Here is an 18,648-nt window from a genome sequence, read left to right as displayed (position 1 = left end):
TGCGATCGCAATCATTGGTAAAAAGTTCCGAATTCAATTGGAATCGGAACTAAAGAGCGAAAATTGTTCTACATCTTAATAGCTAAAAAACTAGGCAATCACACTAAAATTGCTACTACTCAAAGTAATATCAGGATTCCCTAAACGAGCAAACTCAAACACATCTCCAGTACCCAGAATCTTGCTATCCTGGTTATAGAATAGGCTGCCACTACTTTGACTATAGACAATATGTTCATTCTTAGCGTTGACGAGTTGATCGTTAGCGACAACTGCAAAGTCAGTTAAAACCTGTCCCGAAGTATTAGTGACAGCATTGAAGGTGGTTTTACTCAGCACAATCTGGTCTTGTCCCGCTTCAAAGTCAGTGATGTAATCAATACCTAAGTTTGTGTTAAAAACCTCACTACTTTGGAACAGATATTTATCCTTCCCGGCTCCACCAGTGAGAATATCGTCACCATTACCTCCCCAAAGTAAATCATCACCAGTTCCACCAGTGAGAATATCATTACCATTACCTCCCTGGAGGGTGTCATTTCCTGCTAACCCTTGCAGTTGGTCATTTCCGTTACCGCCAATTAGAGTGTTATTCTGTGCATTACCAGTGAGACGCTGATTGCTTGTGATGGTAGCATTGGCTAACTGTAGGGAATAGTTAGAGTTGACATTGTTGGAGTCTTGAGTAATTCCAACATAGTAATTCCCTGAGGCTCCCAAGGTTGCAGTAATTTGACCGTTACGACTCGACCCAGCATAATCAGAGTAAAGTTTTTCTCCACTCTCAATCAATCCATCATTGTTGCTATCGTAATAGATAGCTGCATCAACATAGTTTTGAGTCACTCCACTCAAAAGCAAAGCAATATTACTTGTGCTGGTTAGGGAGAATTTGTAGTAATCAACTGAGTCTACATTCCCGACAAATTCTTTGAAAGTTTTAGTACCAGTTAGATTGCCAATATTATAAGCACTACTGAGTGTGTTCCCAGGATTTGGAACAATGGAAGGAGGTGCAGATGTTGCGGATAACTGTAGGGAATAGTTAGAGTTGACATTGCTGGAATCTTGAGTAATTCCAACATAGTAGTTCCCTGAGGCTCCCAAGGTTGCAGTAATTTGACCGTTACGACTCGACCCAGCATAATCAGAGTAAAGTTGTTCTCCACTCTCAATCAATCCATCATTGTTGCTATCGTAATAGATAGCTGCATCAACATAGTTTTGAGTCACTCCACTCAAAAGCAAAGCAATATTACTTGTGCTGGTTAGGGAGAATTTGTAGTAATCAACTGAGTCTACATTCCCGACAAATTCTTTGAAAGTTTTAGTACCAGTTAGATTGCCAATATTATAAGCACTACTGAGTGTGTTCCCAGGATTTGGAACAATGGAAGGAGGTGCAGATGTTGCGGATAACTGTAGGGAATAGTTAGAGTTGACATTGCTGGAATCTTGAGTAATTCCAACATAGTAGTTCCCTGAGGCTCCCAAGGTTGCAGTAATTTGACCGTTACGACTCGACCCAGCATAATCAGAGTAAAGTTGTTCTCCACTCTCAATCAATCCATCATTGTTGCTATCGTAATAGATAGCTGCATCAACATAGTTTTGAGTCACTCCACTCAAAAGCAAAGCAATATTACTTGTGCTGGTTAGGGAGAATTTGTAGTAATCAACTGAGTCTACATTCCCGACAAATTCTTTGAAAGTTTTAGTACCAGTTAGATTGCCAATATTATAAGCACTACTGAGTGTGTTCCCAGGATTTGGAACAATGGAAGGAGGTGCAGATGTTGCGGATAACTGTAGGGAATAGTTAGAGTTGACATTGCTGGAATCTTGAGTAATTCCAACATAGTAGTTCCCTGAGGCTCCCAAGGTTGCAGTAATTTGACCGTTACGACTCGACCCAGCATAATCAGAGTAAAGTTGTTCTCCACTCTCAATCAATCCATCATTGTTGCTATCGTAATAGATAGCTGCATCGACATAGTTTTGAGTCACTCCACTTAAAAGCAAAGCAATATTACTTGTGCTGGTTAGGGAGAATTTATAGTAATCAATTGGATTTGTATTCCCTATAGCATCATTGTATTTAAAAGATTTGAGAACACCAATGTTTTGAGCAGTCGCTAATGTACTTCCTGGCATATTGTTCCTTTTGTGAAATTTGGACAAGGATTCTTATAGATAGATTGAATATCGAAATTCGATTTTATTTTTGAAAAAGACTAGGACAGAATACGGGGTTCAACTTTACTCATTGAACCCATCAAAACTATAAAATGATCAGCTGTTACTACATTGATGGTATAGGATTTCTACTCATTAACAAGATTAAGTATACAAATAATCTACCTACCAAAGTTAATTGGAGTAACAGTAAACCAAAAAGTTTTCCCAAAGAGCGATCGCATATTTTCCTTAATTCATCTGTGGTCTAATTTGTCAATGCGTAAGTCCTAGTATATTTAAAAATAAAATATGAGTTTTATACAGATAAATACATCTGTATTACTAAATTTGCAGATATTCAGGCATTCTTGCCCATTAAGGGAACTCAAGAGGCGAATTAAAAATTGCATAAATGTTCAACTCGCCTCAGTTAATTAATTGGAAATTTCAACCAATCTGTTGTGTGTCTGGACTTTGTATTTCTCAATTAGCTCACCCTTTTGGGTGAGTTATATATCAACCCATCAGGTGACCTGACTGAAGGAAGCTGAGATTAAGAATAAAGAGGAAACTATTAGTAAATAACAGCGATCGCATTTTACCTAAGAAAAACCTTATGAAACTTGTTACCTTAATAAATTCTGGACTGCTTTTTGCTTTAATTACTCTTGTACCTGGAATCGCTGGCGCTCAAACAGCTACTAGCACCAGTAGTGAAATAGCTATTAACTCTAACAATTTATCCAGTAGTTCTAGTTCTATTAGCTACCTCCAGCCTTTCAATCTAGTTACTTTTGCTTATCAGGGAGGTCTGAAGCAGCACGGGATTCCTAGTGGAGAAATGCTAATATTTCAAACTCAGAACAGAAATATTATTGCAAAAGATTTGGTAAAGGCTGCTGTTAATGCAGATAAATTACCATCACAACTTTTAAATGACCAAAATTATCTCAGTGCTGTTAATTTACAACTCAACGCATTGCCTGATTATGCTGCTGCTGATTAATTTGGTTTTTCTTATATCTTTTTAAAAAACGAAATTTTTTATTGTAGTATATTCGTGCGCTTGTTACCAATATAAATAAAAGCTTTTTATACACAGTAATTTATGTGTATAAAAGTAAGTTTGATATTGAAAAACGATTTATATATTTCGAGAGAAGTTGTGTCTATAAATTGTACTTATAGTGGGCGAAAGACACAGAAAATTGTATAATCGACAGCTTATCGACCACAAATTTCCTTTTCTATAGAGAATGACAGAAGTAATTAAATCCGGGGGACTAAATAACATTGAGTCCATTGAGTTTGAAAAGCGGTGCTTACACAAAGCCAGAGAAACAGGCGATCGCAATAGGGAAGTCGTTTGTCTAGGAAGTTTGGGCAATGCTTACCAGTCACTCGGCGAGTATCACCTGGCAATTGAGTTTTATCAGCAGTGGTTGGATATAGCGAAAGAAATAGGCGATCGCTTCGGGGAAGCCAAATCTTTATCTGGGTTGGGCAACGCTTACCAATCACTGGGAAAATACCAGCGAGCGATTGAATATTATCACCAGTGGTTGAGCATCACCAGAAAAATAGGCAATGCCTACGGCAGGCAAAGCCAACGCACTGGCGAAGGCATTTGCTTAGGAAGCTTGGGCAATACTTATGAATGCCTGGGCAAGTACGAGCAAGCGATTGAGTATTATCAGCAGTGGTTGAGTATTACCAGGAAAATAGGCGATTGGACTGAAGAATGCATTTGTCTGGGAAGTTTGGGCAATACTTATGAATCTTTGGGGCAATACCAACTGGCAATTGAGTTTTACGAGCAATGGTTAGAACTGGCTAGATTTATCTGCGATGCTTACGGCGGGCAAAGCCAACGCAACGGGGAAGCCATGGCCTTGAGTGCGTTGGGCAATGCTTATAATGCTCTGGGACAGTACCAAAAAGCAGTTGAGTTTCATAAATATTCATTAGAGATCAGAAGGAATCTTGATGACCAAAATGCAGAAGCAAACGCCTGGTTTAATTTGGGTCTGGTATTAGAAAAAATCAATCGAGAATCAGAAGCGATGGATGCCTTTTGCCATGCGCGTGACATCTATCACACAATGGGACTTGATGCAAGTCTGCAAGATTGTAACCATGCCATTGAGCTTCTTTCTCAAAATGTTTCAAGTGCAGCATCTCCCTTCTGGTTAGGGAGATGGTTAAGTCATTTATCGCAGTTCATCAAAGCTGATTCTAACCAGTAATATCTCTCACCACTGATTCAGGTAATGTGAGGATGTTTTAAAAGGCTTTGGTGATTAGAAATCGCTAAAATACATGAAAATCCGCTTTTAAAACATCCTCGAAATACAGCGAGATTACATCAAGAGGATGGGTATTCATTGAATACCGCAACTGAATCCTTACGATCAAAAGAAAGCACAGAAAACGGGTCTTTTCGATCCCCCATCTCCATCCCAGGAGTGCCTACGGGCATTTGAGGAACAGATAAACCAGTAACATTTGGCTTTTCTTGAAGCAAACGTTTGATGTCGTCTGCTGGAACGTGTCCTTCGATAACATATCCATTCACAATTGCTGTGTGGCAAGATGACAAGTTATCTGGCACATTATATTTTTGTTTAACTGTTTCGATGTCAGGCGTGGAAAAGTCTGTGATTTGAAAACCTTGTGCCTTTAAGTGGTCAATCCACCCGCCACAACAATTACAATCGGGACTGTGATATACAGTAGCATTTAGCGTTGTTGATTTTAATTGTGTCTGTTTATCTTGGATACACTTAGTAGTACTTAACAGTTGAGCATTACTCATAGAAGCAGTGCTTCCCAAAATGCCCAATACCCCTACTGTTAGAGAAATAATTACCACTGCACGTAACAAGATAGGAGGTAAGTATTTTTGCCACCAATGAATAAATTGTTTGTACGACATTAAAAACTTCCTAAGTAAAAGATTACATAAATTTGTTGTAACAAATTTCCTTCAAAAAAACGTGACTGAATATTGCAGATAATTGCAAGATAGATTGCGGAGGACAGCGAATGCGTTGATGATTTTGTAATCGACGTTAAATAAGATTTGTGATGTAATTTTTCAATATAGCAGCCAGTTCTTCCTTGCTTATTTCATGCGTAACTATCTGTACAGTTAATTTTTCAGCTTCTTCTTCTGTTATCTCAATATCGTTATCATTCGCATTTAAAAAAGTCACCATAGCAGCAAAAGCAGTGCGTTTGTTATCTTGCTCAAAAGCGTGATTGCAGGCTATATGGAATAGGTATGCAGATGCCTGTTCATAAATTGTGGGATGCAAATACTCTCCCCCAAAGGTTGCTTGAGGTGAGTAAAGAGCGGAGTCTAGCAAGCCTTCATTAATTATGTTTGATGACTCGCCAGTTTCACTGACGAGTTCATTATGTATACGGATTACGTCTTCTTTCCCAAGGAATTTAGGATGCTGCAAGTCTCTTGTAAACCGGTTCCCATTTTTTTATTGTTGATAGGAAGATTAACACAGTTTCTGATTCTTGAGGAGTTATGTCTCCTAAATTAAATGCGTTAACCTCCTCTTGGGAAAATGCGTTTACTCGTAATCCTGCTTCAATCAGCGACTTTAGACTATGTTTTAAAGTTTCTACGACAAGATAATTTATGTCTCTTTTAGGAGTTTCAAGACTAACTGCCTTTTTGAGGTCTTTGTATAAAGCGACAGAACCTAATGTTAGCTCTTCAAATGTTTTTTTTACGTCTTCTCCCCAGTAAAAAAACCAATATCCGTCATCTAAAATTTCCTTTAAAAGAAAATTAGATTTGACAAAGTAAAGTACTGCTTGACCTTCGTTCGCTCTTTCCCTAATTCTCTTAAGTAGTTTGACAAGTTTATCAAGCTTTTGTAGAAGCTGGGCTATCTTTTGTCTAAGTTCATCCTGTGAGATACCTGTAGTGTTAGCTATTTCGGCTAGTTTGGCACTGGTTTCATGTTGTGCATTAGGACAATGCAGGCATTGCTCAAACAACTCTACTTGTGCTTGAAATGTTGAGATTGTTTCCTGTGTGAGCATGAAGTTTTGTGTCATTGCCTTACGACCCCTACAGCCAGAAAGTTGGCCCTATTTAGAAAAACTCTGTAACCTTACTATAAATACTAGGGATATAGGATTATTGAACCGCAGTTCTACAATCACACAGCATGAAACCGAATTTTGTGCCTAGCATTAAATCTATTATATCTATCTTGCAGTTCTAGCTTTGTGTAGTGGCATTATCTTGTAGTTATCCGCCTGCTTCTAGCCCAAGATTAAGGTGATACAGTATAAAAGTGACTTTCTTGGGAGAAAAGTTGAAAATTTTCCAACTTCTCTTAGCTCTGCCTAGTCAATTGGATAACTAGACTAGATATTCATTAAAAAGGATACAACCCTGACGTGGTAGAAGTCATTGCAACAGTGCTAGTATGTCAAATATTGGCATTTTGTAGCTTCTAAGTTGTTCTAGAAGACAACAACTCTACTACATCAGCCCTCTGTTTTCTATATTATTGTTTTGCCGAAGGTACTGAACTATTAACCCATTTGCACCACTTGTAAAACAACAGCAAGCCATAGAATTACTCACTCAGGCTGTTAGACAAAATCGGGTTGCTCCAGCGTATCTATTTGTGGGGCCAGATGGCGTAGGAAGAAGTTTAGCAGCCAAGTGTTTCGTAGAGTTGCTATTTTCTAGCGAGATGGGAATCACTGCGGCTTTACAAAACCGTTTGCGTCAAGGGAACCACCCAGCTTTGTTGTGGGTGCAACCGACGTACCAATACCAGGGACAACGATTAACAGCAGCAGAAGCGGCTGAAAAAGGACTTAAGCGTAAAGCACCACCTGTCATTCGGCTAGAGCAAATTCGGGAAATTACCCAGTTTCTCAGTCGTCCACCCTTGGAAGCACCAAGGAATGTAGTGGTGCTGGAAGAAGCCCAAACAATGGCAGAAGCAGCAGCGAATGCTTTACTTAAAACCTTAGAAGAACCAGGACAGGCGACGTTAATTTTAATTGCACCTACCTTAGAGTCTGTTTTGCCAACTTTGGTGTCACGCTGTCAACGTATTCCTTTTTATCGCTTAGATGCACAGTCTTTGGCTGTTGTACTCACACAAACTGGTCATCAAGAAATTTTGTCAAATCAGGCAGTATTGAGCATAGCAGCTGGCAGTGCCGGAAGTGCGATCGCATCTTACGAGCAATTACAAGCTATTCCTTCTGAATTACTCGAAGACTTAAAAAAAGTTCCTACTTCTTACCGCAAAGCCTTGGAGTTAGCCAAGAAAATTGATAAGGATTTAGATACAGAAGCCCAACTGTGGTTAGTTGATTATCTTCAGCAATTCTACTGGCAGCAGTGGCATCAACCCAGCATCATCAACCAGCTAGAACAATCTCGTAAATACTTACTTTCTTTCGCTCAACCACGGCTAGTTTGGGAATGTCTACTTTTATCTGTATGTCAAAAATAAAATTTCATTTACTAACTTTTACATAAAAACCTCAAGCCTTTTAGCAATATTAAATGATATTACTTAAGTATCTGTAAATATTAGTACTTCTGTATTATTAATAGTAAGCTACGCAAAGCGTCTCATAGAGGATGCGGCGAGTTAAGAGATTGCCCCAAAACACTAGAATTTGCTAAATTGTCAAAGCTTCATAGCAAACAAAAGTCTTGCGGGGGATGACTAATAAAGACTGTCCGATTATTCTTTTTGAAGATTATACCCCTGATTAATGATGAACTTACCGCAGACAATTCCAGTTCTTTTTTTAGGGACTATCTTGGCTGTACTTTCACCCCAAGTTTGTCCTGCATTCACTGTTCAAGAGGTAGTTAGCCTTGCCAAAGCATCAAATGATTTACCAATAGTCAAATCAGCAGGATTGTCCCCCGATATGGATGTGCCTTGGTCGAAAGCCGTGAGAATCGTTGACCCTTTTGAAGGGGAGTTTCTTGGGGTTTTTGACCGCAACTCCTTAGATGGCTATTTGTTCCGTGAGGGTTCAACGCAAGTTATTAGTTTGTGGACTCCTTCAAGTATTCGAGTTCTTGTAACTGTAAATTCGGGTGAAGCAAGCTCTCCTTTCTACACCGCAGGCCGTGTGTATCCTAGACCTGAATTTCTTAGGTTTGTCACTACCAAGAAAGTCGATAAACTTTTGCTTAAAATCAGGGAAAAAGTTTTTTAATTAGACGGTTCAACCGGCACTTTTACTGTCAGTCAAGAATTAGCCACTGCTTTGAAAAATGCTCCCGATGAGAACTTAAATATCAGACTAGTCTTGGAAGGTGGTCAAACTGTTGATAGCGAAATTGGCAAAGTAACAGTGAAAGCTTGGCGAAACATTTATTAAGCGATGTCTACAATGGTCATTGAGCTTGCCGTACTGCTTTGTGGAAGCAAGCTATATACTGCCTCTTGTAGAAAAGTGCAGGCAGGCTAGGTTTATGCATTTTAACCCAAGTATTATCTATTCTTAAGGAAAGATAAATTTTCTCTCATCTCATCAGCAATTTATCTGGTAAAACTTGTTTATAAATTTAAGAAGAACGAACATTATTAGAAGCTAGCCTAATTAATTCTTCAACATTGCTTGAGATTGTATTGCAAATCGCATTTAAAGGTAAGTCATTGGGATCAAACCCGAAAGGTTCTTCAATTTCTGAACCAATTTGTTCAATACTTAATAAGGTAAAACTTACAAAAGCCATTGCTATACCAGTCCACCAATTCAACAAACTAACAATCTCCAAAGGTAAGATCAGACAAAAAATTAATAACAGTTGTCTGAGTTTAATAGTATATATCAAAGGCAATGGCGTTTTTAAAATACGTTCACAACCACCTAAAATATCTACTAAATCATCTACACAGTTATGTAGAGTAGTCAGTTGATAGACATTGAGACAATTCCGATCATGTTGATACTGCAAGTAATCTCCTATCCAGTAAGCAATTTGTAGGGGAGGATGATTAGTATTTTGGAGTTGAAAATATTGTTTTTCAGATATTAACGATGCTAACTGAGTGTCTAAAGGTGATGATCTTAAATGTAACTTCATTGCAAATGCAAAAGCAGTTACTAACCGAAGCATTGCCTCTTTTTCTACTTTATCTTGCGGTGTTTTCTCTTTAACTATTATCCAAATTCCACGAGTTAAGTTACGAGATGTATTAACTAAAGATCCCCATAGTTGACGACCTTCCCAAAATCTATCATGGGCTGTATTTGTCCGAAAAACTAATAGTAATGTGAAACCAATATTAAAACTTAAAACAGCATTAGTAATAATACTGTTTGAATCTGCGAATGCTATTGGTAATCCTAAATGATATAAACATGATATAAAAATACCATAGACAGTACACAAAACTACCCAAGGAAGAATGATAGAAATAATTGACCTTTCAAGGCGAAGAGTTACTTGAAACCAATTCAATTTTTCGCCTTTGTAAAGGTGATACTTTTCTATTAAAGTGTTTTTGGAATTATTTTGAAAATAGTTAGGTCGTTTCATATTTGTAAGATTTTATGATTAGAGCAATTAGCAAACTAATTTTTTTGAGCTAAAATTATCTTGCTTAACCAACATAGGTGAAAAATTTATGTTTCCAGATAGCGACCGTCGTCCAACTATAATTAACATAAATTAACATTGAAATTTTTTTCTGTGAACCATCTTTAGGTAGGTAAATTTATGACTGTCTTTTAATTCTTCGCCATAAACTTGTTTTTATGGCTATATTGGTTAAATTTCGTGGTATTTAACTGTTTTATGAAATAATTAGGCTAAATTTAGATTTATTTAAGTAAATACTCACTTTTTCTCACTTACAAGGCACAAAATAATGAAATATCCTAAAAATTGTTATGTCTAAAATTTTTCAAAAATAGAGCGCTGACGATTTAGTTGTTAATTTATGCTTTATTTGTCTTGAGCTTGAGAGGGCACAACTTCAATCAAGAATTAAGTTCTATCATGCTAGAAATAGCACCATAATTTGAGAAGCAAATTAAAAGATTGCATCTTGATGCAGTGATAGAGATGTAGAGATTAAAATCCGAGATTCATCAAATTTATGACAACAATCTTTAATTACCAGATAAGTAGGTATGGTGGCGATCGCTAACCTTTATGAGAATATTAGTCTGAAACGCCTAACTGCGTAGCCCCTCGTAAACATCATCTTTAATTATTACTACTTTGATACTGCTGGTAGCGAGGCAAAATAGATTGCACATTTTTTACAACCGTTTTCACCAACTACTTAAGAAAGCGATCGCCACGACTGAGAATCGGCTTGTTTGATGTAGTCGTGTTTATAACTTATGTACACCGCAATTTCCGCATAGGTCAGTCCCAGGTAACTTTCCAGGAAAACTAGAGATTGAACCTCATTGAGTCTTTGTTCAAAAATAGAGCATAAAAGACTATCGGCTAGATTCAGTGACTCTTGTGCCGTCATGGGTTAGCCTGCTTTATTTATAGCTTGAACTTATGAGATTTCTGTTTTTAATGGGATTTTTGCGTTAAATATTACATTTCTTTACACTAAAAACTTACTTTATGTCACTGACAGAGCGATCGCACTTGGGTTAATAATTAATACAGTATAGTAAGTTAAACCGTACCTCTAAAGTGACAAAAAGGACATCAACGCTATGAAATTTGGTATTGATATGGGGCATAATTGCCCTCCAGATACAGGAGCAACAGGTATAAAACAAGAAGATGCTTTAACTAAAGCAGTTGGGACACAATTGATATAAAAACTCAAAGCAGCAGGTCATATTGCTATTGATTGCACTCCTACAAGCGCTAGCAGTGTAACCGATTCTCTAAGACAAAGAACTAATAAGGCGAATGCCAATAACGCTAATGTCTATATTTCGATTCATTTTAATAAATTCAACGGTATAGCCAATGGCACAGAAGTTTTTGCCATTAGTAATGCATCACAAGGTATTGCTCAATCAGTTCTTAAAGAGATTGTTAAACTTGGTTTTCATAGTAGAGGGGTTAAAAATACAGGTTTCTTTGTTCTGAAGAATACACAAATGCCAGCTATTTTAATTGAGTGCTGCTTCTGTGACTCTAAAACAGATATGGATCGCTTTGATGCCGAAAAAATGGCCGAAGCAATTAAAGATGGATTAATTGGTGAGTCAAAAGATGAAGTTAAACCTGATAAAAGTTACATTTTACAAGTTACAACAAAAACAGTTTTAAAGCCTTCTACAGAACAGGCATCAGAGCTACCAAAAGAATCTCTATTCGATATTGAGCCAGGGAGTTACCCTATTTTAGATGTCCGTTTTGAGGAAAACCATTATTGGGTTAAGTGGCCTGATAAAACAAAAGTAAACCGAAACGAGCATTTTCTTTTTGCTGGATACAGCAAAGTTATAGAAAAAGATTAGCTATTTATCAAGCATAATTTAGGAGCCAGGAGTCAAAATTCAGTTGTGTATTCTAACTTCTTACTCCTGAATTCTTCTTAAAATCTAATTCATTTGCCAACATAGGAATTCCCTATTTCTATAAAAAAATGGGTATGCAAAAAGCTTTTTAATAGGCAAATATATGTCATTACTAGATGATTTAGCCAGCAATTATTTCAAGAAAGATTTAGCAATAATGAACACTCAACAACCTACAGCATCCAGTTTACCAGGAGCGAAGGTAATTAAACTCGCTGGTAGTGTGGGAATTGGCGGAGTCAATAAAGCTGATGACGTTAAGGCTATAAAGGCTCAATTGCATGAGCTAGCCTACACATGGGTAGGTAATTCTAACAGTGCAGACAGAGACAGAGGACTATTTGACGCAATCAAACTGAATACGATCGAGATGCTGCACGAGCTATTCTCAAGTCTATTGATAAGCAAAAGTTGTTACGGACAGTCTTTTTCAACGATCAACAGCTAATTGGAGAGAGACTTTGTATTTATCTGAGTGGTTACGATAATCATATTCATTTTGAAATTAACCCACCAGTGAGGAGCTAATTCTTAGTGATCTGATGCGTTAGATTTCACCACTCTGCAAACCTTAGTACTTGACCAACCCAAAAATGATGGGTGAAGGTAAGCAGAGGAGATAGGGGAAGAAAATAACTTGATTTTTTTACCAAAAACTTCCTTAACCTGCCATAATCCCTGTGAGCTGAGAGCATCCAAATCACAAAACTCTCATATAGCACCTATTTCAGATTTATTTATATTTTTTCCGCAAAATGTTAGTTTGCCAGAATTTTAGGGAACTCTATAAATAAGCATGGGAATTATCAAACCTAATGGCTGTAATACAAAGACAATACGGTAGCAAAAGCTACCGTTTACTCATTTTTAGCTAAAACAAATAGATATCATCATCTTCACCAAAAGAGAGATTTACCAAGAGGACATAGTGAATTAATATTGTCCTTTGGTGATATTTAAGACGTAGAGAAGCATAAAGGCAGAGGAAATGGGTTTGTTTGAATATTCCATTGCCCATTCTTCATTCCCATTTAATGAACAGTCTGCGCTAGGGTAGGAATTGAAACTCAATTTGTGATTTCCTGTGCTTCCCTGTAAACGTCCAGCTATATTTCTAATTTGGGCTGTTCTACTGACTTCGTTAACGGCCTGTGCTAACAGTCCAGTTGCCAAAAACCTTGAGGAATCTTTGGCGGCAGATCCGAAACTGCAAAGCAATCCAGTTGTCTTTGGAGAATCTCAGAGTAACCAACCACAAGCACAGCAGAACGAATCAACAGTTCAGTTACCACCTGATTTTCCCAAAGATATCCCCTTATATTCCAATGCCAAACTACAGGAAGTGACACCTGCTAGCGGCTCAGAAAACAGAGTCTCAACTCGTTGGTTGAGTTCTGACCCCAGTAACTTTATTGCTAGCTTTTATAGTAGCCAGTTTCAAACAAATAACTGGCAGATTTTGCAACAGCCAACAGATGATGCGGGAGGTGCCTTCGAGGCACGTCGTAACGATTTGCTGTTGAAGGTTTCCATTCAGCCTAAATCAGTTACTAACGCTACACCAAATCAACCCCAAACAGCCACCGAATTACTAATTGATTACGTACCAAATAGTATTGCAACGGCACAACCTACCCCAACTACAAATCCTAACCAAACTACTAACGCCGTTCCTCAACCAGGAAATTCCCAGTTCATTGGCCCAGTACCACCTGCAAACTTGGTAGTACAGCCACCAAGCACGGCTAATAACCAAACAATCTCTACAGCGACACCTGAATCTCAGGAATTCAACGATCTGAATAAGGCACCGCAAGAATGGCGGCAACATATCCAAGACTTGGCTGCATTAGGTGTTTTGTCTTTAGAACCAAAGACAGCTAAGAGCAACTCTACTACCACAAGTAACCAATTTGAACCCAGTAAAATAATCACACATCGAGAATACGCTCGTTGGCTAATTGCTGCAAACAATGCCATATATACCAGCAATCCAGCCAAACAAATTCGCTTGGCATCAGAAAGTACTCAACCAGTTTTTAGTGATGTGTCCGCAAAAGACCCTGATTTTCCAGTAATTCAGGGATTAGCCGAAGCTGGGTTAATTCCCAGTCCTTTGTCTGGAGATTCTACAGTAGTTTTGTTTCGTCCTGATGCACCTCTCACGCGGGAACAGTTGCTGCTGTGGAAATTGCCTCTAGATAGTCGTCAAGCTTTACCCTCTGCTAACTTGGATACAGTTAAACAAACCTGGGGTTTCCAAGACGCGGCGCGAATTGACCCCAAGGCTTTAAGAGCAGTGTTGGCTGATTACCAGAACGGCGAACAATCGAATATTCGGCGGGTGTTTGGTTATACGACTCTGTTTCAACCTAAAAAACCAGTAACTCGTGCTGAGGCTGCTATAGCTTTGTCGTATTTCGGCAGTCAGGGTGAGGGTGTATCGGCTACTGAGGCTTTGAAATTAAAGCGAAGTTAAAGCGATGCCTAGGATGAACTAGACTATTGTGTTGCGGTTAATCTGTAGAGAGCATAAAAGTGGGCAATTTCCACGCTTTAGCATGTAAATTTTGCCATTTCTTTGTAATACAGCTATTTTTTATCAAGAAAATGTAAATCTAAGTATTTTCAGCGTTTTTATCTGTGTTTAATGAATTTTTGAGGAATAGTTAAGTAAAACAACGAAAATTAATCAATAGGCGTACTTTGTTTTGAAATAAGTCAAAAGACAAGTTGTTAGACTATTGCCCTCTCATTACTTTTAAACAAATTAAAAATACCACAGGCAAAACGAAGATGAAAAAACAAGCTATAGCAGTAGGATTTGTTCTGTTATCTTTCATGTTGCCGCTCAAAGCAAGTGCTGCAAGTTTTTCCAAATTTTATGTATTTGGCGACAGTCTTTCTGATACTGGCAATGTTTTCACTGCTACTAATGGTTTAGTCACTCCGAAAACAGCCATTCCCCAATATCCACCCTATTTTCAAGGACGTTTTTCTAATGATCGGGTGTGGGTAGACTACCTGGGAAATCAGCTAGGATTAAATCCTACCCCATACTTGATTTCAAATCCTACTATTCCCAATCAAGGTATTAATTTTGCTGTGGGCGGCGCTAGTTCTGGTCAGGGTAATGCTGTTGTTCCTAGTGCGCCGTTACCGGGAGTACTAGAGCAAGTCGCCTTGTTGACGCAACCGATTCTACAAGGCAATCAGAAGCTTGATCCAAATGCTCTTTATGCTGTATGGGGAGGTGCAAATGATTATGTGTTTGGTCAAGCTACCAATACGGTTCAAACAGTCCAGAATTTATCAGATGCAGTAGGGTTACTTGCCTCATCTGGCGCAAAAAATATTTTAGTCTTTAACTTGCCTGATTTGGGCAAGATTCCATTTGCATCGGCTACAGGTCTATCTAGCAACTTGACTGCTTTGACAAATGATCATAACAAGAGGTTGGCAGAGGAACTAGGCAAATTTAGCAGTAACTCGGATTTGAATCTGATCCCTGTGGATGTGTTCTCCCTATTTAATCAAGTAGAAGCAAATCCAGGGAAGTTTGGGTTTCAAGATGTGGTTAACCCTTGCGTAGTCGGAAATTTTCAGACAATCATCAGTGTATGCCCTCAACCAAACGATTATTTGTTCTTTGACTCTGTACATCCAACAACAGGCGTTCAAAAGTTAGTAGCAGATACTGCACTGGCGGCGATTGAGGCTAAGTCTGTCCCGGAACCTGCGATAAACTTGGGAATTTTAGCCCTTGGTGCTTTTGGTGCAGTAGGAGTGCTGAAGCGTCAACAAAAAAGGTCAGCACTTGTATCAGCAGGTCGGGTTGTTGATGCACAATAGTCTGATATAACAGTTGAAAACTGAACTAACTGTATTGATGTGGGATTACGATCGCTTATTTCAAATTATTGAAGAATTAATCATGCACCATTCTCCTAGTGGTGCAGAAGCTGAAATTAACCAGTTCTTAATGCAACGATTTGCGGCGCTGGGTGTAGAAGTCTGGTGCGATCGCGCCGATAATATTATTACGAAAATTCCAGGGAAAATTCCAGACCGAGCAATTGCCATCACCGCACACAAAGACGAAATTGGCGCAATTGTCAAGAATATCGGTGATGAAGGTCGTGTGAAAGTCAGCAAACTCGGCGGTTCTTTCCCGTGGGTTTATGGCGAAGGCGTTGTCGATTTACTGGGAGATAATGAAACCATTAACGGTATTCTCAGCTTTGGTTCTCGCCATGTTTCTCACGAATCGCCCCAAAAAGTGCAGCAGGAAGATACTACTGTTAAGTGGGAAAATGCCTGGATTGAAACGAAGCTCACATCTGCTGAATTGGAAGCAGCTGGCATTCGACCTGGAACTAGAATGGTGATCGGCAAGCATCGCAAGCATCCAATTCGGTTAAAGGATCATATTGCTGGTTACACCTTGGATAACAAAGCCTCTGTGGCGATTTTGCTAGCTTTGGCTGAAAACCTGAAACAGCCAGTTGTTGATGTTTATCTGGTGGCTTCAGCAAAAGAAGAAGTGGGGGCAATTGGGGCGCTATTTTTCACCCAAAATCAGCCTTTGGATGCTTTAATTGCTTTAGAAATTTGTCCATTATCTGAGGAATATCCTGTTAAAGATGGGGAAAGTCCTGTACTTTTATCTCAAGATGCTTATGGGATATATGATGAGGGGCTAAATGGACAACTGCGCTATAGTGCCAAGCAACTCGATATGCCAATACAATTCACAACTCTGAATGGATTTGGTAGTGATGCTTCGATTGCGATGAAATTTGGACATGTTGGGCGTGCTGCTTGTTTGGCATTTCCCACCCAAAATACACATGGATATGAAATTGCTCATTTAGGAGCGATCGCTAATTGTATCGATTTGTTAAAAGCTTTCTGCGAAACTGAGTTTGAGTGAAGTTTCAAAACTCATTTACACCCATTTGGCTAAATGCTTGATTTATGTCAAACTTTAGTGTTGAGCAATACTTTAACAAAAGCCGATGATGGGATTTGAACCCACGGCCTGCTGATTACGAAACACTATAACAATGGTGGAAGTGGGCGATCGCTCTTGTTAATGGCTAGCTCAAAAGCACGTTGGTGTGCTTGCTCATTAATCCAAGAATGGTACAAATTGCTATGAACTTGTAATCCATGTCCCATTTGCTTTGCAGCTAATGAAATATCAATGCCGTATTCAAGCGATCGCACTGCCCAAGCATGGCGTAAGTCATAAACTTTGAACGGCATATTTTCATTTCTCCTGAGATGTCGTGTAACCACATTGCCTATTGCCGTATTGGGACGATTTAAGTTTATGCCTGGGACTTTGGGACTAGTCAGGTCAAAAGTGACAACCCACTCAGGATGCAGTGGCCACACTTTACGCGATCCAGTTTTACCCTGAGTAATTTTTATCGAGTGGTCAGGATTTTTTAGGGAATTTAGCTCAATAAAAAATGCCTCATGATTCCTTAATCCATAAGTAGCGATCATTCCGTAAATCCATCGCCAGGGGTCACTACCAATTTGGTAATAAAAATCTTGAATCTGTTTATCAGTTGGCAGATTGCGCGGTTCTCGCCTGCTGTAACTGTAATTTCCCACTAAATTTGAAAAATCACAATTCAGTCCAGCAAACTTAGACAATAGGTTTAATGATTGACAGAAACGCTTGCGAATACGAGTATCCGGCTTTGAATAATTTATAATTGTTGATTTTAAATTCTCAATTGTTAATTCGTCTTCTAGCGGCAGAAACTTAAATACTGCACGGTACTCTACTCTCCATGTTGTTTCAGTCTTAAATGTTCGCTCCTTCCTAGAAAAATAGTCTTGTTCAAATTCGTTGATCCAATTTTTAATATTTTTGATATTGATTTCTAGTTCCTGTTCCTCCTTGTAGTCAGCCCAATCAAAGGTTTTAGCGTCCATTTGAACGCTAATTTTTTTTGCCAACCTTTCCGCTATTTTTACCCCATCTTGATTAGCATTTGCGGCAGATATTCGCTGTCTATGGGGTTTATTCTTCCCGGACAAGGGTTTAGGAGGTAATGTCCCGCGAAGATAAAGCCGCCCCCCTATTTGCTCAATTCTTAGTCCACAATAATTATTTTTTAGTCGTCCATTCGCTTCCTTAATTCGTTGTTCAATCATTATTCTTCAGTTCCAACGACACAGAAATCGCCCTCCTCATCACGGTCAAGTTGCACGTAAATGGTGCGGAGGTCAGGCGCTACGCTCTTGTCAACCTCCTCCTCCTCATCACCAGAACTAACAGCCACCCACGCTTTAACCGTTACAGAATATTCCCCGGTTTCGTCGTTGCGATCGTCAAGTTCGCTGCTTTCAATTTCGCAAGAAACAATTTCCCACCATGAGTAATGGTCAGCATCACTGGGGGGACATTCACCGCATACAATATCTCCGTCTAAATCGTCACTGCGATAGTCTTTTTCCTCCCAGGCATAGCTACAATTGCCAACGCGGTAGTAAGAATTTTCTATGTAGTTTTCAGCTAGTGAACAAAGCTGTTTATTTAATTCGTTCATAACTGTAATGCTTGCAAGCTGGACAATATAGAAAATAACTAACGAAATTCCATTCCAAAAAACGGTAGCCGCAATGGGAACACCCAAATAAAAAGTCTGGGTCGTCTTCGTCGTTGACCCAGGCAGTAAAACAGCTTGAGCATTTGTAATACCCAAAAATCGGATCTAGGGTAATACTAGACGAGTTGCATTTGGGGCAGATCGGTAATTCGTCATAATCTGGATCGTCAGCATCTAATGCCCAAGTGTGACCGCAGTCGTCACACTCCCAGTAACCATAATTTTCTTGATATTGCAGTCGCGTAGAATCGCATCGAGGACAATTTGCTTGAGACATCGCAGAGTTAACAATTGTTTGAATTTTTTAAGTTTTTTA

Annotated in this window: 17 protein-coding genes and 1 pseudogene; 9 read left to right on the top strand and 9 right to left on the bottom strand. The window is 38.8% G+C overall.

What is annotated here, in order from left to right:
* Window positions 1–90 precede the first annotated feature (90 nt).
* Entirely contained in the window at window positions 91–2,154 is a 2,064-nt protein-coding gene (locus V7K25_RS24730) for a calcium-binding protein (protein ID WP_335161501.1), read from the bottom strand.
* 640 nt (window positions 2,155–2,794) lie between these two features.
* On the opposite strand from V7K25_RS24730, the gene V7K25_RS24725 reads away from it, so the two are divergent.
* Window positions 2,795–3,184, top strand: a complete 390-nt coding sequence (locus tag V7K25_RS24725) for a hypothetical protein (protein WP_335161499.1) — start codon at window positions 2,795–2,797, stop codon at window positions 3,182–3,184.
* Between the two features lie 250 nt (window positions 3,185–3,434).
* Window positions 3,435–4,424, top strand: a complete 990-nt coding sequence (locus V7K25_RS24720) for a tetratricopeptide repeat protein (RefSeq protein WP_335161497.1) — start codon at window positions 3,435–3,437, stop codon at window positions 4,422–4,424.
* Window positions 4,425–4,543: 119 nt separating this feature from the next.
* Here the strand turns inward: V7K25_RS24720 and V7K25_RS24715 are convergent, their stop codons facing one another.
* From V7K25_RS24715 to V7K25_RS24705, 3 genes are all read right to left on the bottom strand, one after another.
* The gene (locus V7K25_RS24715) at window positions 4,544–5,113 is read right to left on the bottom strand and encodes a DUF411 domain-containing protein (protein WP_335161495.1); all 570 of its coding nucleotides are present in this window, start codon (window positions 5,111–5,113) and stop codon (window positions 4,544–4,546) included.
* A gap of 136 nt (window positions 5,114–5,249) precedes the next feature.
* Complete coding sequence (locus V7K25_RS24710) at window positions 5,250–5,645, bottom strand: type II toxin-antitoxin system death-on-curing family toxin (protein ID WP_335161493.1); 396 nt, start codon at window positions 5,643–5,645, stop codon at window positions 5,250–5,252.
* A complete protein-coding gene (locus tag V7K25_RS24705; protein WP_335161491.1) occupies window positions 5,632–6,258 on the bottom strand; it encodes a hypothetical protein in 627 nt (208 codons plus the stop codon). Before V7K25_RS24705 ends, V7K25_RS24710 begins: the two co-directional genes overlap by 14 nt.
* Window positions 6,259–6,743: 485 nt before the next feature.
* Here V7K25_RS24705 and V7K25_RS24700 point away from each other — a divergent pair, with 485 nt between their 5' ends.
* Window positions 6,744–7,685 carry a DNA polymerase III subunit delta' gene (locus V7K25_RS24700; protein ID WP_335161615.1) on the top strand — a complete coding sequence of 314 codons (942 nt, stop codon included), beginning with the start codon at window positions 6,744–6,746 and terminating at the stop codon, window positions 7,683–7,685.
* 268 nt (window positions 7,686–7,953) lie between these two features.
* Window positions 7,954–8,409 carry a hypothetical protein gene (locus V7K25_RS24695; RefSeq protein WP_335161489.1) on the top strand — a complete coding sequence of 152 codons (456 nt, stop codon included), beginning with the start codon at window positions 7,954–7,956 and terminating at the stop codon, window positions 8,407–8,409.
* A 352-nt stretch (window positions 8,410–8,761) separates the two neighbouring features.
* Here the strand turns inward: V7K25_RS24695 and V7K25_RS24690 are convergent, their stop codons facing one another.
* Together V7K25_RS24690 and V7K25_RS24685 are read right to left on the bottom strand one after the other, a co-directional pair.
* On the bottom strand, window positions 8,762–9,739 hold the full coding sequence (locus V7K25_RS24690; RefSeq protein WP_335161487.1) for a bestrophin family protein: 978 nt from the start codon (window positions 9,737–9,739) through the stop codon (window positions 8,762–8,764).
* Window positions 9,740–10,490: 751 nt separating this feature from the next.
* Window positions 10,491–10,688 (bottom strand): hypothetical protein, encoded by a 198-nt coding sequence (locus V7K25_RS24685; RefSeq protein WP_335161485.1) that lies wholly within the window; start codon window positions 10,686–10,688, stop codon window positions 10,491–10,493.
* A gap of 196 nt (window positions 10,689–10,884) precedes the next feature.
* Between V7K25_RS24685 and V7K25_RS24680 the strand changes: the two are divergent.
* The 5 genes and pseudogenes from V7K25_RS24680 to V7K25_RS24660 all read left to right on the top strand — a co-directional run bounded on the left by V7K25_RS24680 (window position 10,885) and on the right by V7K25_RS24660 (window position 16,636).
* Window positions 10,885–11,643: pseudogene (locus V7K25_RS24680) on the top strand (N-acetylmuramoyl-L-alanine amidase).
* 163 nt (window positions 11,644–11,806) lie between these two features.
* Window positions 11,807–12,151, top strand: a complete 345-nt coding sequence (locus V7K25_RS24675; RefSeq protein ID WP_335161483.1) for a hypothetical protein — start codon at window positions 11,807–11,809, stop codon at window positions 12,149–12,151.
* A 636-nt stretch (window positions 12,152–12,787) separates the two neighbouring features.
* A complete protein-coding gene (locus V7K25_RS24670; protein WP_335161481.1) occupies window positions 12,788–14,182 on the top strand; it encodes an S-layer homology domain-containing protein in 1,395 nt (464 codons plus the stop codon).
* Window positions 14,183–14,499: 317 nt separating this feature from the next.
* Window positions 14,500–15,555, top strand: a complete 1,056-nt coding sequence (locus V7K25_RS24665; protein ID WP_335161479.1) for an SGNH/GDSL hydrolase family protein — start codon at window positions 14,500–14,502, stop codon at window positions 15,553–15,555.
* A 37-nt stretch (window positions 15,556–15,592) separates the two neighbouring features.
* Entirely contained in the window at window positions 15,593–16,636 is a 1,044-nt protein-coding gene (locus tag V7K25_RS24660) for a M42 family metallopeptidase (protein ID WP_335161613.1), read from the top strand.
* A gap of 125 nt (window positions 16,637–16,761) precedes the next feature.
* Here V7K25_RS24660 and V7K25_RS24655 read toward each other — a convergent pair whose 3' ends face one another.
* Genes V7K25_RS24655 through V7K25_RS24645 form a run of 3 tightly spaced genes read right to left on the bottom strand, consistent with a single transcriptional unit; the run spans window position 16,762 to window position 18,609 of the window.
* Entirely contained in the window at window positions 16,762–17,877 is a 1,116-nt protein-coding gene (locus V7K25_RS24655; protein WP_335161477.1) for a site-specific integrase, read from the bottom strand.
* Complete coding sequence (locus V7K25_RS24650) at window positions 17,877–18,272, bottom strand: hypothetical protein (RefSeq protein WP_335161475.1); 396 nt, start codon at window positions 18,270–18,272, stop codon at window positions 17,877–17,879. The genes V7K25_RS24655 and V7K25_RS24650 overlap by 1 nt, the downstream gene beginning before the upstream one ends.
* Window positions 18,256–18,609, bottom strand: a complete 354-nt coding sequence (locus tag V7K25_RS24645; RefSeq protein WP_335161473.1) for a hypothetical protein — start codon at window positions 18,607–18,609, stop codon at window positions 18,256–18,258. The genes V7K25_RS24650 and V7K25_RS24645 overlap by 17 nt, the downstream gene beginning before the upstream one ends.
* Between the last annotated feature and the right edge of the window lie 39 nt (window positions 18,610–18,648).

Origin of the sequence: Nostoc sp. (assembly GCF_036919495.1) — a bacterium.
GTDB lineage: Bacteria > Cyanobacteriota > Cyanobacteriia > Cyanobacteriales > Nostocaceae > Nostoc.
Note: the sequence above shows the minus strand (reverse complement) of the source record. Positions and strands in the feature narration are given on the sequence as shown.

Excerpts from the sequence above, each read along its gene's own strand:
- V7K25_RS24730 (WP_335161501.1), bottom strand. The coding sequence starts at position 2,154 with ATGCCAGGAAGTACATTAGCGACTGCTCAAAACATTGGTGTTCTCAAA.
- V7K25_RS24725 (WP_335161499.1), top strand. The coding sequence starts at position 2,795 with ATGAAACTTGTTACCTTAATAAATTCTGGACTGCTTTTTGCTTTAATT.
- V7K25_RS24685 (WP_335161485.1), bottom strand. The coding sequence starts at position 10,688 with ATGACGGCACAAGAGTCACTGAATCTAGCCGATAGTCTTTTATGCTCT.
- V7K25_RS24695 (WP_335161489.1), top strand. The coding sequence starts at position 7,954 with ATGATGAACTTACCGCAGACAATTCCAGTTCTTTTTTTAGGGACTATC.
- V7K25_RS24655 (WP_335161477.1), bottom strand. The coding sequence starts at position 17,877 with ATGATTGAACAACGAATTAAGGAAGCGAATGGACGACTAAAAAATAAT.
- V7K25_RS24660 (WP_335161613.1), top strand. The coding sequence starts at position 15,593 with ATGTGGGATTACGATCGCTTATTTCAAATTATTGAAGAATTAATCATG.
- V7K25_RS24705 (WP_335161491.1), bottom strand. The coding sequence starts at position 6,258 with ATGACACAAAACTTCATGCTCACACAGGAAACAATCTCAACATTTCAA.
- V7K25_RS24665 (WP_335161479.1), top strand. The coding sequence starts at position 14,500 with ATGAAAAAACAAGCTATAGCAGTAGGATTTGTTCTGTTATCTTTCATG.
- V7K25_RS24645 (WP_335161473.1), bottom strand. The coding sequence starts at position 18,609 with ATGTCTCAAGCAAATTGTCCTCGATGCGATTCTACGCGACTGCAATAT.
- V7K25_RS24650 (WP_335161475.1), bottom strand. The coding sequence starts at position 18,272 with ATGAACGAATTAAATAAACAGCTTTGTTCACTAGCTGAAAACTACATA.
- V7K25_RS24675 (WP_335161483.1), top strand. The coding sequence starts at position 11,807 with ATGTCATTACTAGATGATTTAGCCAGCAATTATTTCAAGAAAGATTTA.
- V7K25_RS24690 (WP_335161487.1), bottom strand. The coding sequence starts at position 9,739 with ATGAAACGACCTAACTATTTTCAAAATAATTCCAAAAACACTTTAATA.
- V7K25_RS24720 (WP_335161497.1), top strand. The coding sequence starts at position 3,435 with ATGACAGAAGTAATTAAATCCGGGGGACTAAATAACATTGAGTCCATT.
- V7K25_RS24715 (WP_335161495.1), bottom strand. The coding sequence starts at position 5,113 with ATGTCGTACAAACAATTTATTCATTGGTGGCAAAAATACTTACCTCCT.